At 63.8% G+C, this 14,624-nt stretch carries 17 protein-coding genes; all 17 read left to right on the plus strand.

Annotation, left to right across the window (positions count from 1 at the left end; translation table 11 throughout):
- The first annotated feature begins 127 nt into the window (after positions 1-127).
- The 17 genes from AC2TZ7_RS07255 (at position 128) to AC2TZ7_RS07335 (ending at position 14,612) form a co-directional block, all read left to right on the plus strand.
- A complete protein-coding gene (locus tag AC2TZ7_RS07255) occupies positions 128-796 on the plus strand; it encodes a cupin domain-containing protein (protein ID WP_489866415.1) in 669 nt (222 codons plus the stop codon).
- 33 nt (positions 797-829) lie between these two features.
- On the plus strand, positions 830-1,876 hold the full coding sequence (locus AC2TZ7_RS07260) for a flavin monoamine oxidase family protein (RefSeq protein ID WP_489866416.1): 1,047 nt from the start codon (positions 830-832) through the stop codon (positions 1,874-1,876).
- 124 nt (positions 1,877-2,000) lie between these two features.
- Positions 2,001-2,792, plus strand: coding sequence for a nitrilase-related carbon-nitrogen hydrolase (locus tag AC2TZ7_RS07265; protein WP_489866417.1), 792 nt, complete (start codon positions 2,001-2,003; stop codon positions 2,790-2,792).
- Complete coding sequence (locus tag AC2TZ7_RS07270; RefSeq protein WP_489866418.1) at positions 2,792-3,712, plus strand: LysR family transcriptional regulator; 921 nt, start codon at positions 2,792-2,794, stop codon at positions 3,710-3,712. Before AC2TZ7_RS07265 ends, AC2TZ7_RS07270 begins: the two co-directional genes overlap by 1 nt.
- Positions 3,713-3,807: 95 nt before the next feature.
- Positions 3,808-4,767: an agmatinase gene (gene speB, locus AC2TZ7_RS07275; protein ID WP_098410177.1), complete on the plus strand. Its 960-nt coding sequence runs from the start codon at positions 3,808-3,810 to the stop codon at positions 4,765-4,767.
- Between the two features lie 25 nt (positions 4,768-4,792).
- Positions 4,793-5,857: an ABC transporter substrate-binding protein gene (locus AC2TZ7_RS07280; protein WP_489866419.1), complete on the plus strand. Its 1,065-nt coding sequence runs from the start codon at positions 4,793-4,795 to the stop codon at positions 5,855-5,857.
- Between the two features lie 73 nt (positions 5,858-5,930).
- A complete protein-coding gene (locus AC2TZ7_RS07285; RefSeq protein WP_489866420.1) occupies positions 5,931-6,971 on the plus strand; it encodes an ABC transporter ATP-binding protein in 1,041 nt (346 codons plus the stop codon).
- The gene (locus tag AC2TZ7_RS07290; RefSeq protein ID WP_098410180.1) at positions 6,968-7,822 is read left to right on the plus strand and encodes an ABC transporter permease; all 855 of its coding nucleotides are present in this window, start codon (positions 6,968-6,970) and stop codon (positions 7,820-7,822) included. The genes AC2TZ7_RS07285 and AC2TZ7_RS07290 overlap by 4 nt, the downstream gene beginning before the upstream one ends.
- Positions 7,819-8,619 carry an ABC transporter permease gene (locus AC2TZ7_RS07295; protein ID WP_489866421.1) on the plus strand — a complete coding sequence of 267 codons (801 nt, stop codon included), beginning with the start codon at positions 7,819-7,821 and terminating at the stop codon, positions 8,617-8,619. The genes AC2TZ7_RS07290 and AC2TZ7_RS07295 overlap by 4 nt, the downstream gene beginning before the upstream one ends.
- 118 nt (positions 8,620-8,737) lie before the next feature.
- Entirely contained in the window at positions 8,738-9,031 is a 294-nt protein-coding gene (locus AC2TZ7_RS07300) for a ribbon-helix-helix domain-containing protein (protein WP_078530393.1), read from the plus strand.
- A gap of 114 nt (positions 9,032-9,145) precedes the next feature.
- On the plus strand, positions 9,146-9,541 hold the full coding sequence (locus AC2TZ7_RS07305; protein ID WP_489866422.1) for a VOC family protein: 396 nt from the start codon (positions 9,146-9,148) through the stop codon (positions 9,539-9,541).
- A gap of 36 nt (positions 9,542-9,577) precedes the next feature.
- Positions 9,578-10,102: a Twin-arginine translocation pathway signal gene (locus tag AC2TZ7_RS07310; RefSeq protein WP_489866423.1), complete on the plus strand. Its 525-nt coding sequence runs from the start codon at positions 9,578-9,580 to the stop codon at positions 10,100-10,102.
- An 11-nt stretch (positions 10,103-10,113) separates the two neighbouring features.
- On the plus strand, positions 10,114-11,685 hold the full coding sequence (locus tag AC2TZ7_RS07315) for a GMC family oxidoreductase (protein ID WP_489866424.1): 1,572 nt from the start codon (positions 10,114-10,116) through the stop codon (positions 11,683-11,685).
- A 173-nt stretch (positions 11,686-11,858) separates the two neighbouring features.
- Positions 11,859-12,767, plus strand: coding sequence for a pirin family protein (locus tag AC2TZ7_RS07320; protein ID WP_489866425.1), 909 nt, complete (start codon positions 11,859-11,861; stop codon positions 12,765-12,767).
- A gap of 44 nt (positions 12,768-12,811) precedes the next feature.
- Positions 12,812-13,405 carry an NAD(P)H:quinone oxidoreductase gene (gene wrbA, locus AC2TZ7_RS07325; RefSeq protein ID WP_152843217.1) on the plus strand — a complete coding sequence of 198 codons (594 nt, stop codon included), beginning with the start codon at positions 12,812-12,814 and terminating at the stop codon, positions 13,403-13,405.
- A 105-nt stretch (positions 13,406-13,510) separates the two neighbouring features.
- Positions 13,511-13,915: a VOC family protein gene (locus tag AC2TZ7_RS07330; RefSeq protein WP_489866426.1), complete on the plus strand. Its 405-nt coding sequence runs from the start codon at positions 13,511-13,513 to the stop codon at positions 13,913-13,915.
- A 277-nt stretch (positions 13,916-14,192) separates the two neighbouring features.
- Entirely contained in the window at positions 14,193-14,612 is a 420-nt protein-coding gene (locus AC2TZ7_RS07335) for a hypothetical protein (protein WP_489866427.1), read from the plus strand.
- Positions 14,613-14,624: the final 12 nt, after the last annotated feature.

A 14,624-nucleotide genomic window follows, 5' to 3' on the forward strand; every position in this document is an offset into this window, starting at 1 on the left:
ACTGACACGAAACCCGATCGCATTTGAAATTCCGCGCTTCGAGAATAGCTCCCAACTATTGCCGCTCGACCGTTGCGCCGTTCCGCACGCAGTCGCAAGATAAGCGGCCAGATATTTCGGAGGCCAGATGGAAATCAACGCGGAATTCTCGGAGCGTGTGCTCGTTCATTCCGACACGCTCGACTGGCACGGCTCGCCGTCGGCGGGTGTCGAGCGGCGGATGCTCGACCGGATCGGCGACGAGGTGGCGCGGGCGACGAGCATCGTGCGCTTCGCCCCGGGGCACAGTTTCTCGGCGCATACGCATGGCGGCGGCGAGGAATATCTCGTGCTCGAAGGCGTGTTCCAGGACGAGAGCGGCGATTATCCGGCGGGGACTTATGTGCGCAATCCGCCGCAGACCCGGCACCGGCCGGGATCGGAGGGTGGCTGCACGATCTTCGTGAAGCTCTGGCAGTTCGACCCGGACGACCGCAATCAGTTTCACAAGGATATGCGGGCCGATCTGGCCCAGACCGGCGAAGGCGTCGAGTGCGCTGAACTTCACCGCGACGCGCGTGAGATCGTCCGCTTCTACCGGCTCGCGCCGGATGCGAGCCTTGCCCTCGATGATCCGGGCGGGATGGAGTTGCTCGTGCTGGATGGGACGCTGTCCGAAGGCGGCGATGACCTGCGCAAGGGATCGTGGCTGCGCTTGCCTGACGGGCAGCCGCTGCAGGTTCAGGCAGGGCCGGGCGGCGCCGAGTTCTGGATCAAGACGGGGCATCTGCGCTTCGTTGCAGCGCCGGATCAATGACGGGAAACGATCTCTCAAAATGACGAGGCTTCCATGAAAACGCGGGTCGCGATCGTGGGCGGCGGGCTCGCGGGCTTGGCGCTCGCCCGTCATCTGCACGCGCGCGGGGTCTCTTTCGAGCTGTTCGAGGCGCGGCCGCGCTTTGGCGGTCGGATCAAGGCGCTCGAGAGCGCAACGGGCAGCGTCGATCTCGGGCCGTCATGGTTCTGGCCCGGCCAACCCCGGATCGCCGCGCTCACCGAGGCGCTGAACCTGCGCAAGTTCGAGCAGTTCGCGCACGGCGCGGTGTCGCTGGAAGATGCGAGCGGCGAGGTTCACCGCAATATGGGCTTTGCCAGCATGGCGGGGTCGTGGCGTCTCGAAGGCGGCATGGTCGCGCTGACCAATGCGCTTGCGTCTAACCTTCCCGCCGCGCAGCTTCATCCCGGGTCGCCTGTCGTCGAAATCGGGGCAGGGCCTTCGGTCATGCTTGAGGATGGCCGACCCTGCAAGGCCGAGCATGTCGTGCTGGCCGTGCCGCCCCGCGTTGCGGCGCAGATGTCTTTTGCGCCGCAACTGAGCGATGCGCAGAGGCAGGCGCTCCGCGCGATCCCGACATGGATGGCGGGGCACGCGAAATTCGTTGCCCTCTACGAGCGTCCGTTCTGGCGCGAGGCCGGGCTGTCGGGCGACGCTATGAGCCAGCGCGGGCCTCAGGCGGAAATCCACGATGCCTCGGGGGCGGACGGCACGCCGGCGGCGCTGTTCGGCTTTCTGGGCGTGCCGGCGCGGGCGCGGATCGGGCAGGAGGAGGTGGTCAAAGCTGCAGCTCTTGAACAGCTTGGCCGGATCTTTGGCTCTGATGGTGCCAAGCCGCTGACCTATGCGCTCGAAGACTGGGCCGTCGCGCCCGAAACGGCGACGGAGGCCGATCTCGAGCCGCTCAGGTTCCACCCCGATTACGGCCTGCGGCCGGTGCTGCGCGGGCTCCATGACGGGCGGGTTCATTTCGCCTCTTCGGAGACCGCGCCCGAGATGGGCGGCTATATGGAAGGCGCGCTTGCGGCGGCGGAGCGCGTGATGCGTGATCTCGGTATGTGACAGGCGCGCGCTCGGTCGTCGCGCGCGTCTCGAGAAAGTGCCGTCACTCCGCTCTGGACTTGCGGCCGTTTTCGGGAGCGGCAACACTGGCCCGCAGGACCCAAATAACGAGAATAGAGAAGCGATGACTGACGAAGCGCAAAACGGGATAGGCGTGGCGCTCTGGCAGGGCCGGACGGTCGCGGGAGATCGCGACGCCGCGCTCGCGGAAATCGCGCGCGCCTCCCGCGCCGCGGGGCAGGGCGGGGCCGAGGTGATCGTCTTTCCCGAACTGTTCCTGACCGGCTATGAGCGCGACGACCTCAACGAGCTTGCGCTGAGCGTCGGGGAAATGGCGGAGAAGATCGCGCCTCTCGCGCGGGATGCGGGCTGCGCGATCTGCGTTGGCTACCCGGAGCGCGCCGAAGTGGGGCTCTGCAATTCCGCGATCTGTGTCTCACCCGAGGGCGAGGTGTTGGGCAATCATCGCAAGATCCAGCTTTTCGGACCCGCGGAGGCTGGCCGTTTCGTGCAAGGATCGCGCTACACGCTGTTCGATCTGGGCGGGAAACGGGTCGCGATCCTGATCTGCTACGATGTCGAATTCGCACCGCATATCGCGGCGCTGCGTGCGCAAGGGGTGGAACTCATTCTCGTGCCGACCGCTGCAATGCGCCCTTTCGAGCATGTGGCCGAACATGTCGTGCCCGCTATGGCGGCCAATCATGGGCTGGCGATCGCCTATGCCAATCTCTGTGGCAGCGAGGCCGATCTCGAATATTTCGGACTGTCGGTGATCATGGAGCCGGACGGCAAGATCCTCGCGCGGGCAGGCAGCGAACCCACCATGCTTCTCTCGACTCTGAAGCCGCATTACGACCCGACGGTCCTCTCGACCCAGGCGCGGGATTTCTGCCCGATCGGTGAGACCGGCTGATGCAACTCGCGGGCACGGATCTACGGCTGCTGCGCGTCTTCGACGCCGTCGTGCGACATCGCGGGTTTGCCGCGGCGCAGGCGGAACTCAATGTGAGCCAGTCGACGATTTCGACCCAGATCACGGCTCTGGAGGATCGCCTCGGCGTGACCCTGTGCCGGCGCGGCCGGGCAGGGTTCCGGCTGACCCAGAAAGGCGAAGCCGTTCATGCCGCCGTGGTGAGACTGCTCGCGGCGACGGAGGAATTCGTCAGCGAAACCGCCGCCCTGCGCGGCACGCTCTCGGGCACCTTGCGGATTGGTCTCGTCGATCACGTCGTCACCGATCCGAACTTCCGGCTGCCCGAGGCGATTTCGGCGCTTGAGCGGCGCGCGCATTCCGTGCGGTTCGAACTTGCGCAAGGCTCTCCGCAGGAGTTCCAGACCCGGGTGCTCGAAGGCTCGCTGCATCTCGCGATCGGGTCTTTCCCGCATAAGGTCGCGGGGCTCAATTACCGAAAGCTCTATGACGAGGAGAACTTCCTCTACTGCGCGCAGGGCCATCCGCTCTGGTCCGTTCCCGATGCCGCGCTGACACCGGAATTCGTCAGTTCGATGCGCGCGGTCGGGCGCAGCTACTGGCGGGACGATCATTGGAACAATCGCGATTTTCCCCATACGACCGCGATGGCGCAGGGGCTCGAGCAGCAGCTCGTGATGATCCTGTCGGGCTCCTTCATCGGTTACATGCCGGATCATTCCGCGCGCCGCTGGGTCGAGGCGGGACGCCTGCGCGCGATCCTGCCGGAGCGCTTTCTCTACCGCTGTCCCTTCGAGGCGATCACGCGTCCCGACGCGGAGGCCTCGCCGCTTGCGCAGGCGATGCGCCTCGAGCTTGAGGCGGTCTACACCAGTGATGCTGAAATAAGCGTCACTCCCTGATCGATACTTCGATTTCTATCGAAGTGAATTTCGACGCATCGATATTTTTCAGGCCATCCCCTCGCCGCATGGTTCGCTGAACCACGGAGACAGCGATGACCGAACACCGATTCAACCAACCCCTCAGCGGAAATGCGATGCCGCGCACCGGGGGGCCCGCGACGATGATGCGACTGCCCAGCGCGCCGACGGCGGAGGGGCTGGACGCGTGTTTCGTGGGTATTCCGATGGATATCGGCACGTCGAACCGTCCCGGCACGCGGCTCGGTCCGCGCCAGATCCGTGACGAGAGCCGCATGATCCGGCCTTACAATATGGCGACGGGGGCGGCGCCCTTCGAGCATCTTCAGGTGGCCGATATCGGGGATGTGCCGGTCAATCTCTACGACCTGAAGAAGTCGGTCGAGATCATCGCGGAACATTACCGCTCGATCCTCGGCCAAGATGCGACCCCGCTCACGCTGGGCGGCGATCACACGCTCACTTGGCCCATTCTGCGGGCGATCAAGGAAAAGCACGGGCCGGTCGCGCTCATCCATGTCGATGCGCATTCCGACACGAATGAGGAGATGTTCGGCGAAACGGCCGCCCATGGCTGCCCGTTCCGGCGCGCTTGGGAGGAAGGCTGCCTGATCAATGACAAGGTCTTCCAGATCGGGTTGCGCGGCACCGGCTACGGCGCGGACGATTTCGACTGGGGCCGCGAGCGCGGCTGGACCTGTATTCAGGCCGAAGAGTGCTGGCACAAATCTCTCGCGCCGCTGATGGCGGATATCCGTGCGCAGATCGGTGACGCTCCAGTCTATCTGTCTTACGATATCGACAGCCTCGATCCGGCCTTCGCGCCCGGCACGGGCACGGTCGAGGTCGGCGGGCTGACGACGATGCAGGGGCTCGAGATCATTCGCGGGACTGCCGGGCTCAATCTGGTGGGCTGCGATCTCGTCGAGGTGTCTCCGCCCTATGACATGGCGGGCAACACGGCGGTGATCGCCGCGAACTTCCTCTATGAAATGCTCTGCGCGCTGCCCGGCGTGCCGCAAGGGCGCAATTAAAGCCGGAAAACAGGGAGAATATCCGATGCAAAGACGTAAGTTTCTAATAAGTGCCGCGCTTGGAACGGCCGCGCTGGCGGCCCCCACCGTGCTGCGCGCGGCCTCTTCGACGCTGAAGGTCGGCACCTATGGCGGCTACTTCAAGGACAGCTTCGACAAGTTCATCTACCCCGACTTCACCGCCGCCACCGGCATCGAAGTCGAAAGCATCGCCGAGCCGACGGGCGAAGCATGGCTCGTTCAGCTTTCGCAGGCCGCGCGTGCGGGGCAGGCCCCGGCAGATGTCTCGATGATGGCGCAGCTGCCGCGTATCAAGGGCGAGCGTTCGCAGCTCTGGGCCAAGCTCGACGCGGACAAGATGAGCAATATCTCAGCGCTGCCCGATCACTTCGTGCATCGCTATGAGGATGGCAGCGTCTATGGAACGGGCGCGGTGAGCTGGTATGTCACGCTCGTGACCAACACCGACACCTATGCCGATGCGCCGACCTCGTGGAAAGCGCTGTGGGACCCGGCGAACAAGGACAAGCTGGGGCTGATGTCGCTTGCGACCAACTCCTTCCTGCTCGAGATCACCGCGACCACCTATTTCGGCGGCACCGACATTCTCAAGACCGAGGACGGCATCCTCAAGGTCATGGAGAAGCTCGCCGAGGTGAAGCCGAACGTGCGCCTGTGGTATCGCGACGAGGGTCAGTTCCAGCAGGCGCTGGAGACCGGCGAAATCCCGATGGGCGAGTATTACCACGACGTGACCTCGCTGGCCGCGTCGCAGGACAAGCCCGTCCGCTCGACCTTCCCCGAAGAGGGCGCGGTGCTCGATTCCGGCTCCTGGGTGGTGTCGAAGGCGTCGAGCGCGCTCGATCAGGCGCAGGTCTTCATCGACTACATGGCGCAGCCGGAAATTCAGGCGAAGATGTCGCGCAATGTCGGCACCGCGCCGACCGTGCCGCGCGCGATGACCGATCTGACCGACGCGGAATTCGCCGCCGTGTCGTCGGACCAGAAGCCGATCCTGCCGCTCTACGACATCTATGTGGATCGCGGTGACTGGATCAATCAGAAGTGGTCGGAAATGATCACCGGCTGAGTTGGCCACACCCTGCGCCGTGGCGTCTTCGTGCCGCCACGGCGCTTGTCTGCTTTGAGGGAACAAAACAGCGATGACCAATCTGCGCATCGAGCGGCTAAGCAAGAAATTCGGGTCGTTTACCGCCCTCGATGACGTGTCGCTCGACATTCCGACGGGGAAGTTCGTCTGCCTTCTGGGGCCGTCCGGCTGCGGCAAGACCACGCTTCTGCGGGTCGTCGCCGGGCTTGAGACCCCGACCAGTGGTCGCGTCGTCGTCGATGGCGAGGATCAGACCCGCATCCCCACCCACCGGCGCGACATGGGCATGGTGTTCCAGTCGCTCGCGCTGTTCCCGCATCTCGACGTGGCGGGGAACATCACCTATCCGCTCGCGATCCGGGGCGCGGATCGCGCCAAGCGCGATGCGAAGGCCGAAGAATTGCTCGAACTGGTGCGGCTGCCGTCGATGGGCGCACGCCGGGTCGACCAGCTTTCGGGCGGTCAGCGTCAGCGCGTTGCAATTGCGCGCGGCCTTGCCATCGACCCGAAAGTCTTCCTGCTCGACGAACCGCTCTCGGCGCTCGACGCAGGGCTTCGCGAGCATATGCAGATCGAACTGCGCCAGATCCAGCAAAGCCTCGGCGTCACCACGATTGTCGTCACCCATGACCAGAAAGAGGCCCTGACCATGGCCGATCTGGTCATCGTGATGAAGGATGGCGTGATCCAGCAGGCGGGGGCGCCGATGGAGATATATCGCAATCCCGCGAATGCCTTCGTCGCGGGGTTCATCGGCACGACGAACCTTCTGCCCTGCACGGTGCGAGATGGCATGATCGAGGTGTTGGGCGCGCGGCTGCCGATTGCCGAGGGCGACCGGATCGGTCTCGACCACGGCGATGCGCAGCTCTCCGTGCGCCCCGAACATGTCGCGATCGAGCCCACGGGCGCTGGCGGGATCGAGGCGGAAGTGACCTTCCTGCGCGATCTCGGCGAGAGCCGCCATGTGCTGCTGCAGGCGCAGGGCCAGGAGATCATTGCACAACTCTCGCCTGAGACGCAGGCGAGCTATCGCCCCGGCAACCGGGTCAGCCTCAGCTTCCGCCCGGGCGAGCGCGTGGTGGTGACATGAGAAGCGGAACCGACATGCGCGCCACCCCGGGTTGGGTCGGCTTGTGGCCAGCGCTGATGCTGGCGGTTTTCTTCCTCGTGCCCTTCGGGATCATGGTCGCGGTCTCGGTCTCGCAGCGCGACCCGGCCGGGGCTTTCATCCCCGGCTTCGAACTCACGCATTACGCCCGGTTCATGACCGCCTTCTTCGCCAAGGTGATGGGCGTCTCGATCGGCGTGTCGCTGGCTGCGGCGGCGATCTGCGTCGTGCTGGCCTTCCCCTTCACCGTGTTCCTCGGCTCGATGAGCCACCGGGCGCAGACCCTTGCGCTTGTGGTGCTGCTCTCGGTGCTGTCGCTTTCAGAGGTGATCATCGGTTTCTCGCTCTCGACTTTGCTGTCGAAGACGGCGGGGATTTCGAACCTGTTCTATTGGCTCGGGCTGATCGACGCGCCGCGCGCCTATACGCCGTCGCTTTTCGCGCTCATCACCGGGCTTTGCTATATCGGCTTTCCCTTCGCGGTTCTCGTGCTCTATCCGCCGGTCTCCCGGCTCGATCCCGAGATCGTCGAGGCCGCCCGCGTCATGGGGGCCTCCGCCTCGCGCGCCTTCTTCGGGGTGATCGTGCCCAATCTGCGCGGAGCGATCGTGGGCGCCTTCATCCTCGTCTTCGTCTTCACGCTGGGTTCGTATCTTCTGCCGCAGCTTCTGGGGCGCTCCGAGGATTGGACGCTCTCGGTCCACATCACCGATCAGGCGATCTACCAGACGAACCTGCCTTTCGCCGCGGCGATGTCGATCTTCCTGATGCTGGTGGCGCTGGCCCTCGTGGGCCTCGCCTCGCTCGCCGGACGGCAAAGGAGCGCATCATGACAAGCTGGCTCAAACGCGCCTATGTGATCGTGATCCTCCTTCTGCTGCTCGCGCCGCTGGTCGTCGTGACCGGCGTGTCGCTGAACGGGCCGCAGACGCTGCGCTTCCCGCCGGTGGAGCCGTCGCTGCGCTGGTATGGCGAGCTGTTCCAGGACAGCGCATGGCTGGTGCCGCTGGGACACTCGCTGCTGATCGCGGCCTGTGCCTCGGCCCTGTCGGTGGCCATCGCCCTGCCGCTGGCGCTTTTCGTGTGGGAGCGTAACGGGATCGCCGCGCGGATCCTGACCGGGCTGGGGCTTGCGCCCTTCACGCTGCCGCCGGTGATCTCCGCACTGGGCTTCATGGTGTTCTGGATGACGGTCGGCGGGTACGGTCAGATCTGGGCTACGATCATCTCGCATGCCGTCTTCCTCGTGACGCTGCCGCTGGTGACGATCTCGCTGGGGCTGAAAGGCATCGACCGCGCTTTGCTGGAAGCCGCGCGGGTGATGGGGGCAGGGCGCTGGACGGTGCTGCGCACGGTGATCGGCCCGCTCGTGCTGCCTTTCATCGTGTCGGGTTATGCCTTCGCCTTCGTGCTCAGCCTCAACGAATACATCATCGCCTATATGGTCGCGGGCTTCACGGTCGAGACGATCCCGATCAAGATCTTCAACGCCCTGCGCTACGGCTACACGCCGATCCTCGGGGTGGTGTCGGTGCTCTTCGTCCTGCTTGCCGCGATTGTCTTCGGGCTGATCGGCAAGTTCGGCGATCTGCCGCGCTTGATGGGGTCGGAGCGGGGATCTGGCGACTGAGGGCGCGCGCCCAGCCCCCGTCACAACACGATTGACCCGCCCCGGTTTGCCCATATTCTCGAGTCACGGGTGAAGCTTGGTTCGCCTCGGCAATCGGATCTGAGGGAGGAGAGACGATATGTGCCATGTTTTCGCCGGTCAGGACCCGGAGCGCTATTCCAGCGAGACGCGCAGGCTGCGGCTCAACGGCCAGAGCACGAGCATCCGGCTCGAGAACGCGTTCTGGGACATTCTCGACGAGATCGCCGCGCGCGATGGGGTGTCCACGCCGACCTTCATCTCGACGCTTCATGCCGAAGTGCTCGAACTGCGCGGGGAGCCGTCGAACTTCACGTCGCTCTTGCGCTGTGCGTGCCTGAAATTCATGGAAATCTCGACCGATCGCGCCCCGCTCGCGGTCGCCGCAGAGTAAGCGCAAACCTGACGTCAAACATTCTTCAGGGGTAGTATAGACCTACTACCCGCCCCACCGCGGCCCGCTGCTAGGCTCTCAGGACAACTGACAGCACTACAGCGGGAGCAACCGGTGGCAAAATCCATTCATTCCATGATCCGTGTCCTCGACGAGGACCGCTCGGTCGCGTTCTACGACAAGGCTTTCGGCCTCAAGGTCGCAGACCGTCTCGACTTTCCGGATTTCACGCTCGTCTATCTGAGCAATCCCGAAAGCGAGTTCGAACTGGAACTCACCGTCAACAAGGGCCGGACCGAGCCCTATGACCTTGGCGATGGCTACGGCCATTTCGCGGTCTCGGTCGATAATCTCGAAGCCGAACACAAACGCTTCGAGGCGGAGGGCCTCGCGCCTCGCAAACTCGTGGAATTCGCGCCGGCAGGGGAGGTCGTCGCGAAGTTCTTTTTCGTGGCCGATCCGGACGGATACCAGATCGAGGTGCTCGCGCGCGAAGGCCGCTTCAAGTGAAATTTTCCTAAGGGAGACATCAGGGAGGAGACGACAATGGCAACCAAGGCAAGCTCGAAAGGGCTGACCAGACGGCAGCTGCTGGCGCGGGCAACCGTGGCGGGGGCGAGCTTCGTCGTGGGTTCGGGGTTCATGGCGGCGCGCAATGCCGCCTGGGCCACCGAGCTCTCGGCGCTCAAGCCCACCACCTTCGCGACGCTCGTGCAGATGGCGCGCGATATCTATCCGCACGACAAGATCGACGACCAGTATTATGTCATCGCGGTGAAGGGCTACGACACCGCGGATGCGGCATCGGAGATCGAAGCGGGGATTGCCGCGCTCGATGCGGCGGCGCGTGGCAAAGGCTTCGCGAATTACCTCGAGACGGGCTGGGAGAAGGATCGCGTCGCGATCCTGCGGGGCATGGAGGAGAGCCCCTTCTTCCAGAAGATCCGGGGCGGTCTGGTGACAGGTCTCTACAACCAGAAAGCGGTCTGGCCGGTCTTCGGCTACGAAGGCGAGTCCTATTCCAAGGGCGGCTACATCAACCGCGGTTTTGACGACATCGACTGGCTGTAAGGGAGGCAGACATGGTTGCGAAATTTGATCTGAGCGACGACAGCGTCGTTGTCATCATCGGCACCGGCGCGGGCGGCGGCGTGCTGGCCAACGAACTGGCGCAGAAGGGCGTCAAGGTCGTGGCGCTCGAGGCGGGCGGTCGCTATCTGCCCGAGGATTACATCAATGACGAGTGGGACAGCTTCGGCCAGCTCGCCTGGACCGAGCCGCGCACCACGAGCGGCGACTGGCGGGTGGCGAAGGACTTCTCGGGGCTTCCCGCATGGATCGTGAAAGCGGTCGGCGGCACCTCGATCCACTGGGCGGGCGCAAGCCTTCGCTTTCAGGACCACGAGTTCAAGACGAAGACCCATTACGGCAATGTCGACGGGGCGAACCTGCTCGACTGGCCGATCGATCCGGCCGAGCTTGCGCCCTACTACGACAAGGCGGAAGCGAAGCTGGGTGTGACCCGCACCGGCGACCGCCCGGGCCTGCCGGGCAACAACAACTTCAAGGTGCTGGAGAAAGGCGCGAAGGCGCTTGGCTATGAGGAAGTGAATACCGGGCATATGGCGATCAACTCGATCGACTATGACGACCGGATGGCGTGTCAGCAGACGGGCTTCTGTTTCCAGGGGTGCAAATGGGGCGCCAAATGGTCCTCGGCCTACACGGATATTCCGCGCGGCGAGGCGACCGGCAATCTGGAGGTGCGCGATCACTGCCATGTGGCCCGCATCCTGCATGACGATCAGGGCATGGCCTCCGGCGTCGAGTATTTCGACAAGGAGGGCAATCTGCAGATGCAGAAGGCCAAGATCGTCTGCGTCGCGGGCAACTCCATCGAGAGCCCGCGCGTGCTCCTGAATTCGCATTCCGCTATGTTCCCCGACGGGCTCGCGAATTCCTCGGGGCAGGTGGGGCGCAACTACATGCGCCACACCACGGGCTCGGTCTATGGCGTCTTCGACAAGCCGGTGAAGATGTGGCGCGGCACGACGATGGCGGGCATCGTCCGCGATGAGGCGCGCCACGATCCCTCGCGCGGCTTCGTCGGCGGCTATGAGCTGGAGACGCTCAGCCTCGGTCTGCCCTTCATGGCGGCCTTCCTCGATCCCGGCGGCTGGGGGCGCGAGTTCACCTCGGCGCTCGACAGCTACGAGAACATGGCCGGGATGTGGATCGTCGGCGAGGACATGCCGCAGGAGACCAACCGCATCACGCTCAATCATGAGGTCGAGGATGCCTACGGGCTGCCGGTCGCGAATGTGAACTACACCGATCACCCGAACGACCGGGCGATGCGCGATCACGCCTATGCGCGCGGGGCTGCGATCTACGATGCGGTGGGGGCGACCCGGACCTTCCCGACGCCGCCCTATCCCTCGACGCATAACCTCGGCACCAACCGGATGTCCGAGAGCCCGCGCGACGGGGTGGTGAACAAGCACGGCCAGACCCATGACGTGCCGAACCTGTTCATCTCGGACGGCTCGCAATTCACGACAGGTGCGGCGGAGAACCCGACGCTGACCATCGTGGCGCTTGCGATCCGGCAGGCGGATTTCATCGCCGGGGAATTGTCGAAGGGCAACATCTGATCCCGAGACGATCCGATACGTCAAAAGACGACCGGGCTGCCCAAGGGTGGCCCGGTTCTTTGTTGGGAACATTTGCCCATCTGCGCGCTTGCGCACAGGACATGCGGGACCTTCGCTAATTCAAATTCCCACAGGAAGCCCCACACTATCACCAACGATATTTGGAGGCTCACATGACCTTTCGACCTGTCTCGGCGACCAGCAAGGCCCAACCCGCGATTGAAGGCGCCGGCGTTCACCTGCATCGCGTGTTCGGCTTCGGTGATCCGTCGCTGACCGACCCGTTCCTGATGATGGATGATTTCCGCAACGATGATCCGCGGCTCTATTCCAAGGGCTTCCCGTGGCACCCGCATCGCGGCATCGAGACGATCACCTATGTGCTCGACGGCCAGGTGGAACACGCGGATTCGCTCGGCAATCGCGGCCTTCTCGGCGCGGGCAGCGTGCAATGGATGACCGCAGGCTCCGGCATCGTCCATCAGGAGATGCCCTCGGGCAATGCGAAGGGGCAGATGCACGGCTTCCAGCTTTGGGCCAACCTGCCCGGCGCGCTCAAGATGACGGCGCCGCGCTATCAGGACATCACCGGCAGCGATATCCCGATCGAAGGCGACGATGACGGCACGACCGTCAAGGTCATCATCGGCTCGTTCTGGGGCAAGACCGGCCCGGTCGACGGGATCGCCGCGAACCCGATGCTGCTCGACGTGTCGATCCCCGCAGGACGCCGCAAGTTGCTGCCGGTCGATACGCACTCCAATGCGCTCGCCTATGTGTTTGCAGGCTCCGGCACCTTCCGCGACGCCAGCGATCCGGTCGGCATCAAGGTCGAGAAGGAATATCGCGGTCAGGAGCTGAACATCCGCGACATGACCGGCAACCGCACGCTGGTCCGCTTTGGCGCGGGCGACGAGATCACGGTGCAGGCCGGGGACGAAGGTCTTCGTTTCCTGCTGATGACCGGCCGCCCGATCCAGGAGCCCGTCGCGTGGCACGGTCCCATCGTCATGAACACGCAGGACGAACTGCGTCAGGCGCTCACGGAACTCAACAACGGCACGTTCATCAAACACGGCTGAGGGCGCCGTTGCCCCTCAGTCCCTTCCCAACACAGGAGATAGAAATGGCACAACCGAAGATCGCAATCGTCTTTTATTCCACCTATGGCACCAACCACGCCGTCGCGCTGGCGGCAGCGGAAGCCGCCGAGGCGGCCGGGGCCGAGGTGCGCCTGCGCCGCATTCCCGAGACCGCCCCGAAAGCCGTCGTCGAGGGGCAGGACGCCTGGAAAAACCAGCTCGAGAAGATGAGCGATATTCCGGAAGTGACCGCCGACGATATGGAATGGGCCGAGGGCTATTTCTTCTCCGGGCCGACCCGCTACGGCGTCTCCGCAAGCCAAATGCGCGCTTTCATCGACACGCTGGGCGGTCTCTGGGGCGCGGGCAAGCTCGCCAACAAGACCTTCACCGCGACGACCAGCGCGCAGAACGCGCATGGCGGGCAGGAGGCGACCATCCTCGGCCTCTACACCACGGCCATGCATTGGGGCTGCGTCATCGTTCCGCCGGGCTATACCGACGAGGCGATCTTCAACGCGGGCGGCAACCCCTACGGCTTCTCGACCAATGCCGGGGGCGTCGACGAAGCCGGTAAGGCCGCGATTGCCCATCAGGCGAAACGTCTTGTCGAGATGACAGCGAAGCTCGTCGGCTGATCGCCTCCCGGAACATGACGCCGCCTCCGCCTTCAGGGCGGGGGCGCAGTCGTGTTAGGACGAAATTCCTTTTGCTCAGAGGGCTCAGCCCGCATGGAGAGACAAATGGTGGAAACCGCGCCCGATGAGACCACTCTGGCGAGCTTGGTGGCCTGCCATGGCATCATTCTCTTCACCGAAAATTACGAAGCCTGCGTGGAGTTCTACCAAACCAAGCTCGGCCTGCCGTTTTGGTATGAAAAGGAAAGCCTCACCTGTCTCCGCTTTGGAGATGGCTATCTGATGATCGAGACCGAAGGCGTCGCCACCGGGGGACGAAAGACGCGTTCCGAGAACCCGACCGCTCTTCGCTTCAATGTGCCGGATGTCCCCGCTGCAGCACGGCTTCTGGAGGCTCAGGGCATTTCAGTCGAGGTGAACGACTACAGCTGGGGCACGACCGGAACATTCCTCGATCCGGACGGAAATATCTGCAGCCTCAAGAACGCGGGCGATCCCTATTTCCGCTAGGTTTGGGAACGCCTGACGGTCCACCGCGCGGCATGTCCGACCCGCGCGACGTCAGGAACAGATTTCATTTCATCGTGGGGTCCTGAAAGCTCCCACCGATAGGCCGAGACATTTGCCTTCATCTCGGTTACGACACGCTGCGACGGCTTGCTGCACTAATTCGCCATAGTTGCCCAATTCAAGTCATAACATCGCCGCTCTTGCATGTGATCCAGCCCCCAACGGCGAGCCGCACAGGCCCATTCGGGGCTACTCGCGCCCAACGGAGGTATCGATCATGAATGTTAAACACGTTTCGCTCGAATTGTTTGTTAAGCTTGATGAGAGCGGCGTTGCAGATGTTGGCAAATTTTCTCTTCGTTTCATTGGCGGCGATCCCGATCATGCTTTTACCGACTCGATCGACCTGAAAGGGTCGGCAAATCTGGCGCAGCCTGAAAAGGTGCTCACGTCGATCCTGCGGACCGAGTTGCTCGACCAACGCGCAACCTTCGATCCCCAGAAGTTCTCGGTCTCCGTCAAGGTGAGTTCGTTCGCCACCTCCGATCCCTATATCGAGATCGAAAGACGCTGGCGCATCGCGCTCGTCACCTTCCTCGAGGGGTACATCATGCAGTCCCAGCCGATGCTGACCTCGCTCAAGGTCCGGGGCGCGTATGCCGAACAGCTCGCGGCGTCCGACGCACCGCTGCACTGACCGGAAGACCTG

The organism is Thioclava sp. ISO4 (genome assembly GCF_058105145.1).

Bases quoted from the DNA above. Each gene is read 5' to 3' on its own strand.
- AC2TZ7_RS07335 (WP_489866427.1), top strand. From the start codon at position 14,193: ATGAATGTTAAACACGTTTCGCTCGAATTGTTTGTTAAGCTTGATGAG.
- AC2TZ7_RS07285 (WP_489866420.1), top strand. From the start codon at position 5,931: ATGACCAATCTGCGCATCGAGCGGCTAAGCAAGAAATTCGGGTCGTTT.
- AC2TZ7_RS07295 (WP_489866421.1), top strand. From the start codon at position 7,819: ATGACAAGCTGGCTCAAACGCGCCTATGTGATCGTGATCCTCCTTCTG.
- AC2TZ7_RS07280 (WP_489866419.1), top strand. From the start codon at position 4,793: ATGCAAAGACGTAAGTTTCTAATAAGTGCCGCGCTTGGAACGGCCGCG.
- AC2TZ7_RS07300 (WP_078530393.1), top strand. From the start codon at position 8,738: ATGTGCCATGTTTTCGCCGGTCAGGACCCGGAGCGCTATTCCAGCGAG.
- speB (WP_098410177.1), top strand. From the start codon at position 3,808: ATGACCGAACACCGATTCAACCAACCCCTCAGCGGAAATGCGATGCCG.
- AC2TZ7_RS07260 (WP_489866416.1), top strand. From the start codon at position 830: ATGAAAACGCGGGTCGCGATCGTGGGCGGCGGGCTCGCGGGCTTGGCG.
- AC2TZ7_RS07330 (WP_489866426.1), top strand. From the start codon at position 13,511: ATGGTGGAAACCGCGCCCGATGAGACCACTCTGGCGAGCTTGGTGGCC.
- AC2TZ7_RS07320 (WP_489866425.1), top strand. From the start codon at position 11,859: ATGACCTTTCGACCTGTCTCGGCGACCAGCAAGGCCCAACCCGCGATT.
- wrbA (WP_152843217.1), top strand. From the start codon at position 12,812: ATGGCACAACCGAAGATCGCAATCGTCTTTTATTCCACCTATGGCACC.
- AC2TZ7_RS07310 (WP_489866423.1), top strand. From the start codon at position 9,578: ATGGCAACCAAGGCAAGCTCGAAAGGGCTGACCAGACGGCAGCTGCTG.
- AC2TZ7_RS07255 (WP_489866415.1), top strand. From the start codon at position 128: ATGGAAATCAACGCGGAATTCTCGGAGCGTGTGCTCGTTCATTCCGAC.
- AC2TZ7_RS07315 (WP_489866424.1), top strand. From the start codon at position 10,114: ATGGTTGCGAAATTTGATCTGAGCGACGACAGCGTCGTTGTCATCATC.
- AC2TZ7_RS07270 (WP_489866418.1), top strand. From the start codon at position 2,792: ATGCAACTCGCGGGCACGGATCTACGGCTGCTGCGCGTCTTCGACGCC.
- AC2TZ7_RS07265 (WP_489866417.1), top strand. From the start codon at position 2,001: ATGACTGACGAAGCGCAAAACGGGATAGGCGTGGCGCTCTGGCAGGGC.
- AC2TZ7_RS07290 (WP_098410180.1), top strand. From the start codon at position 6,968: ATGAGAAGCGGAACCGACATGCGCGCCACCCCGGGTTGGGTCGGCTTG.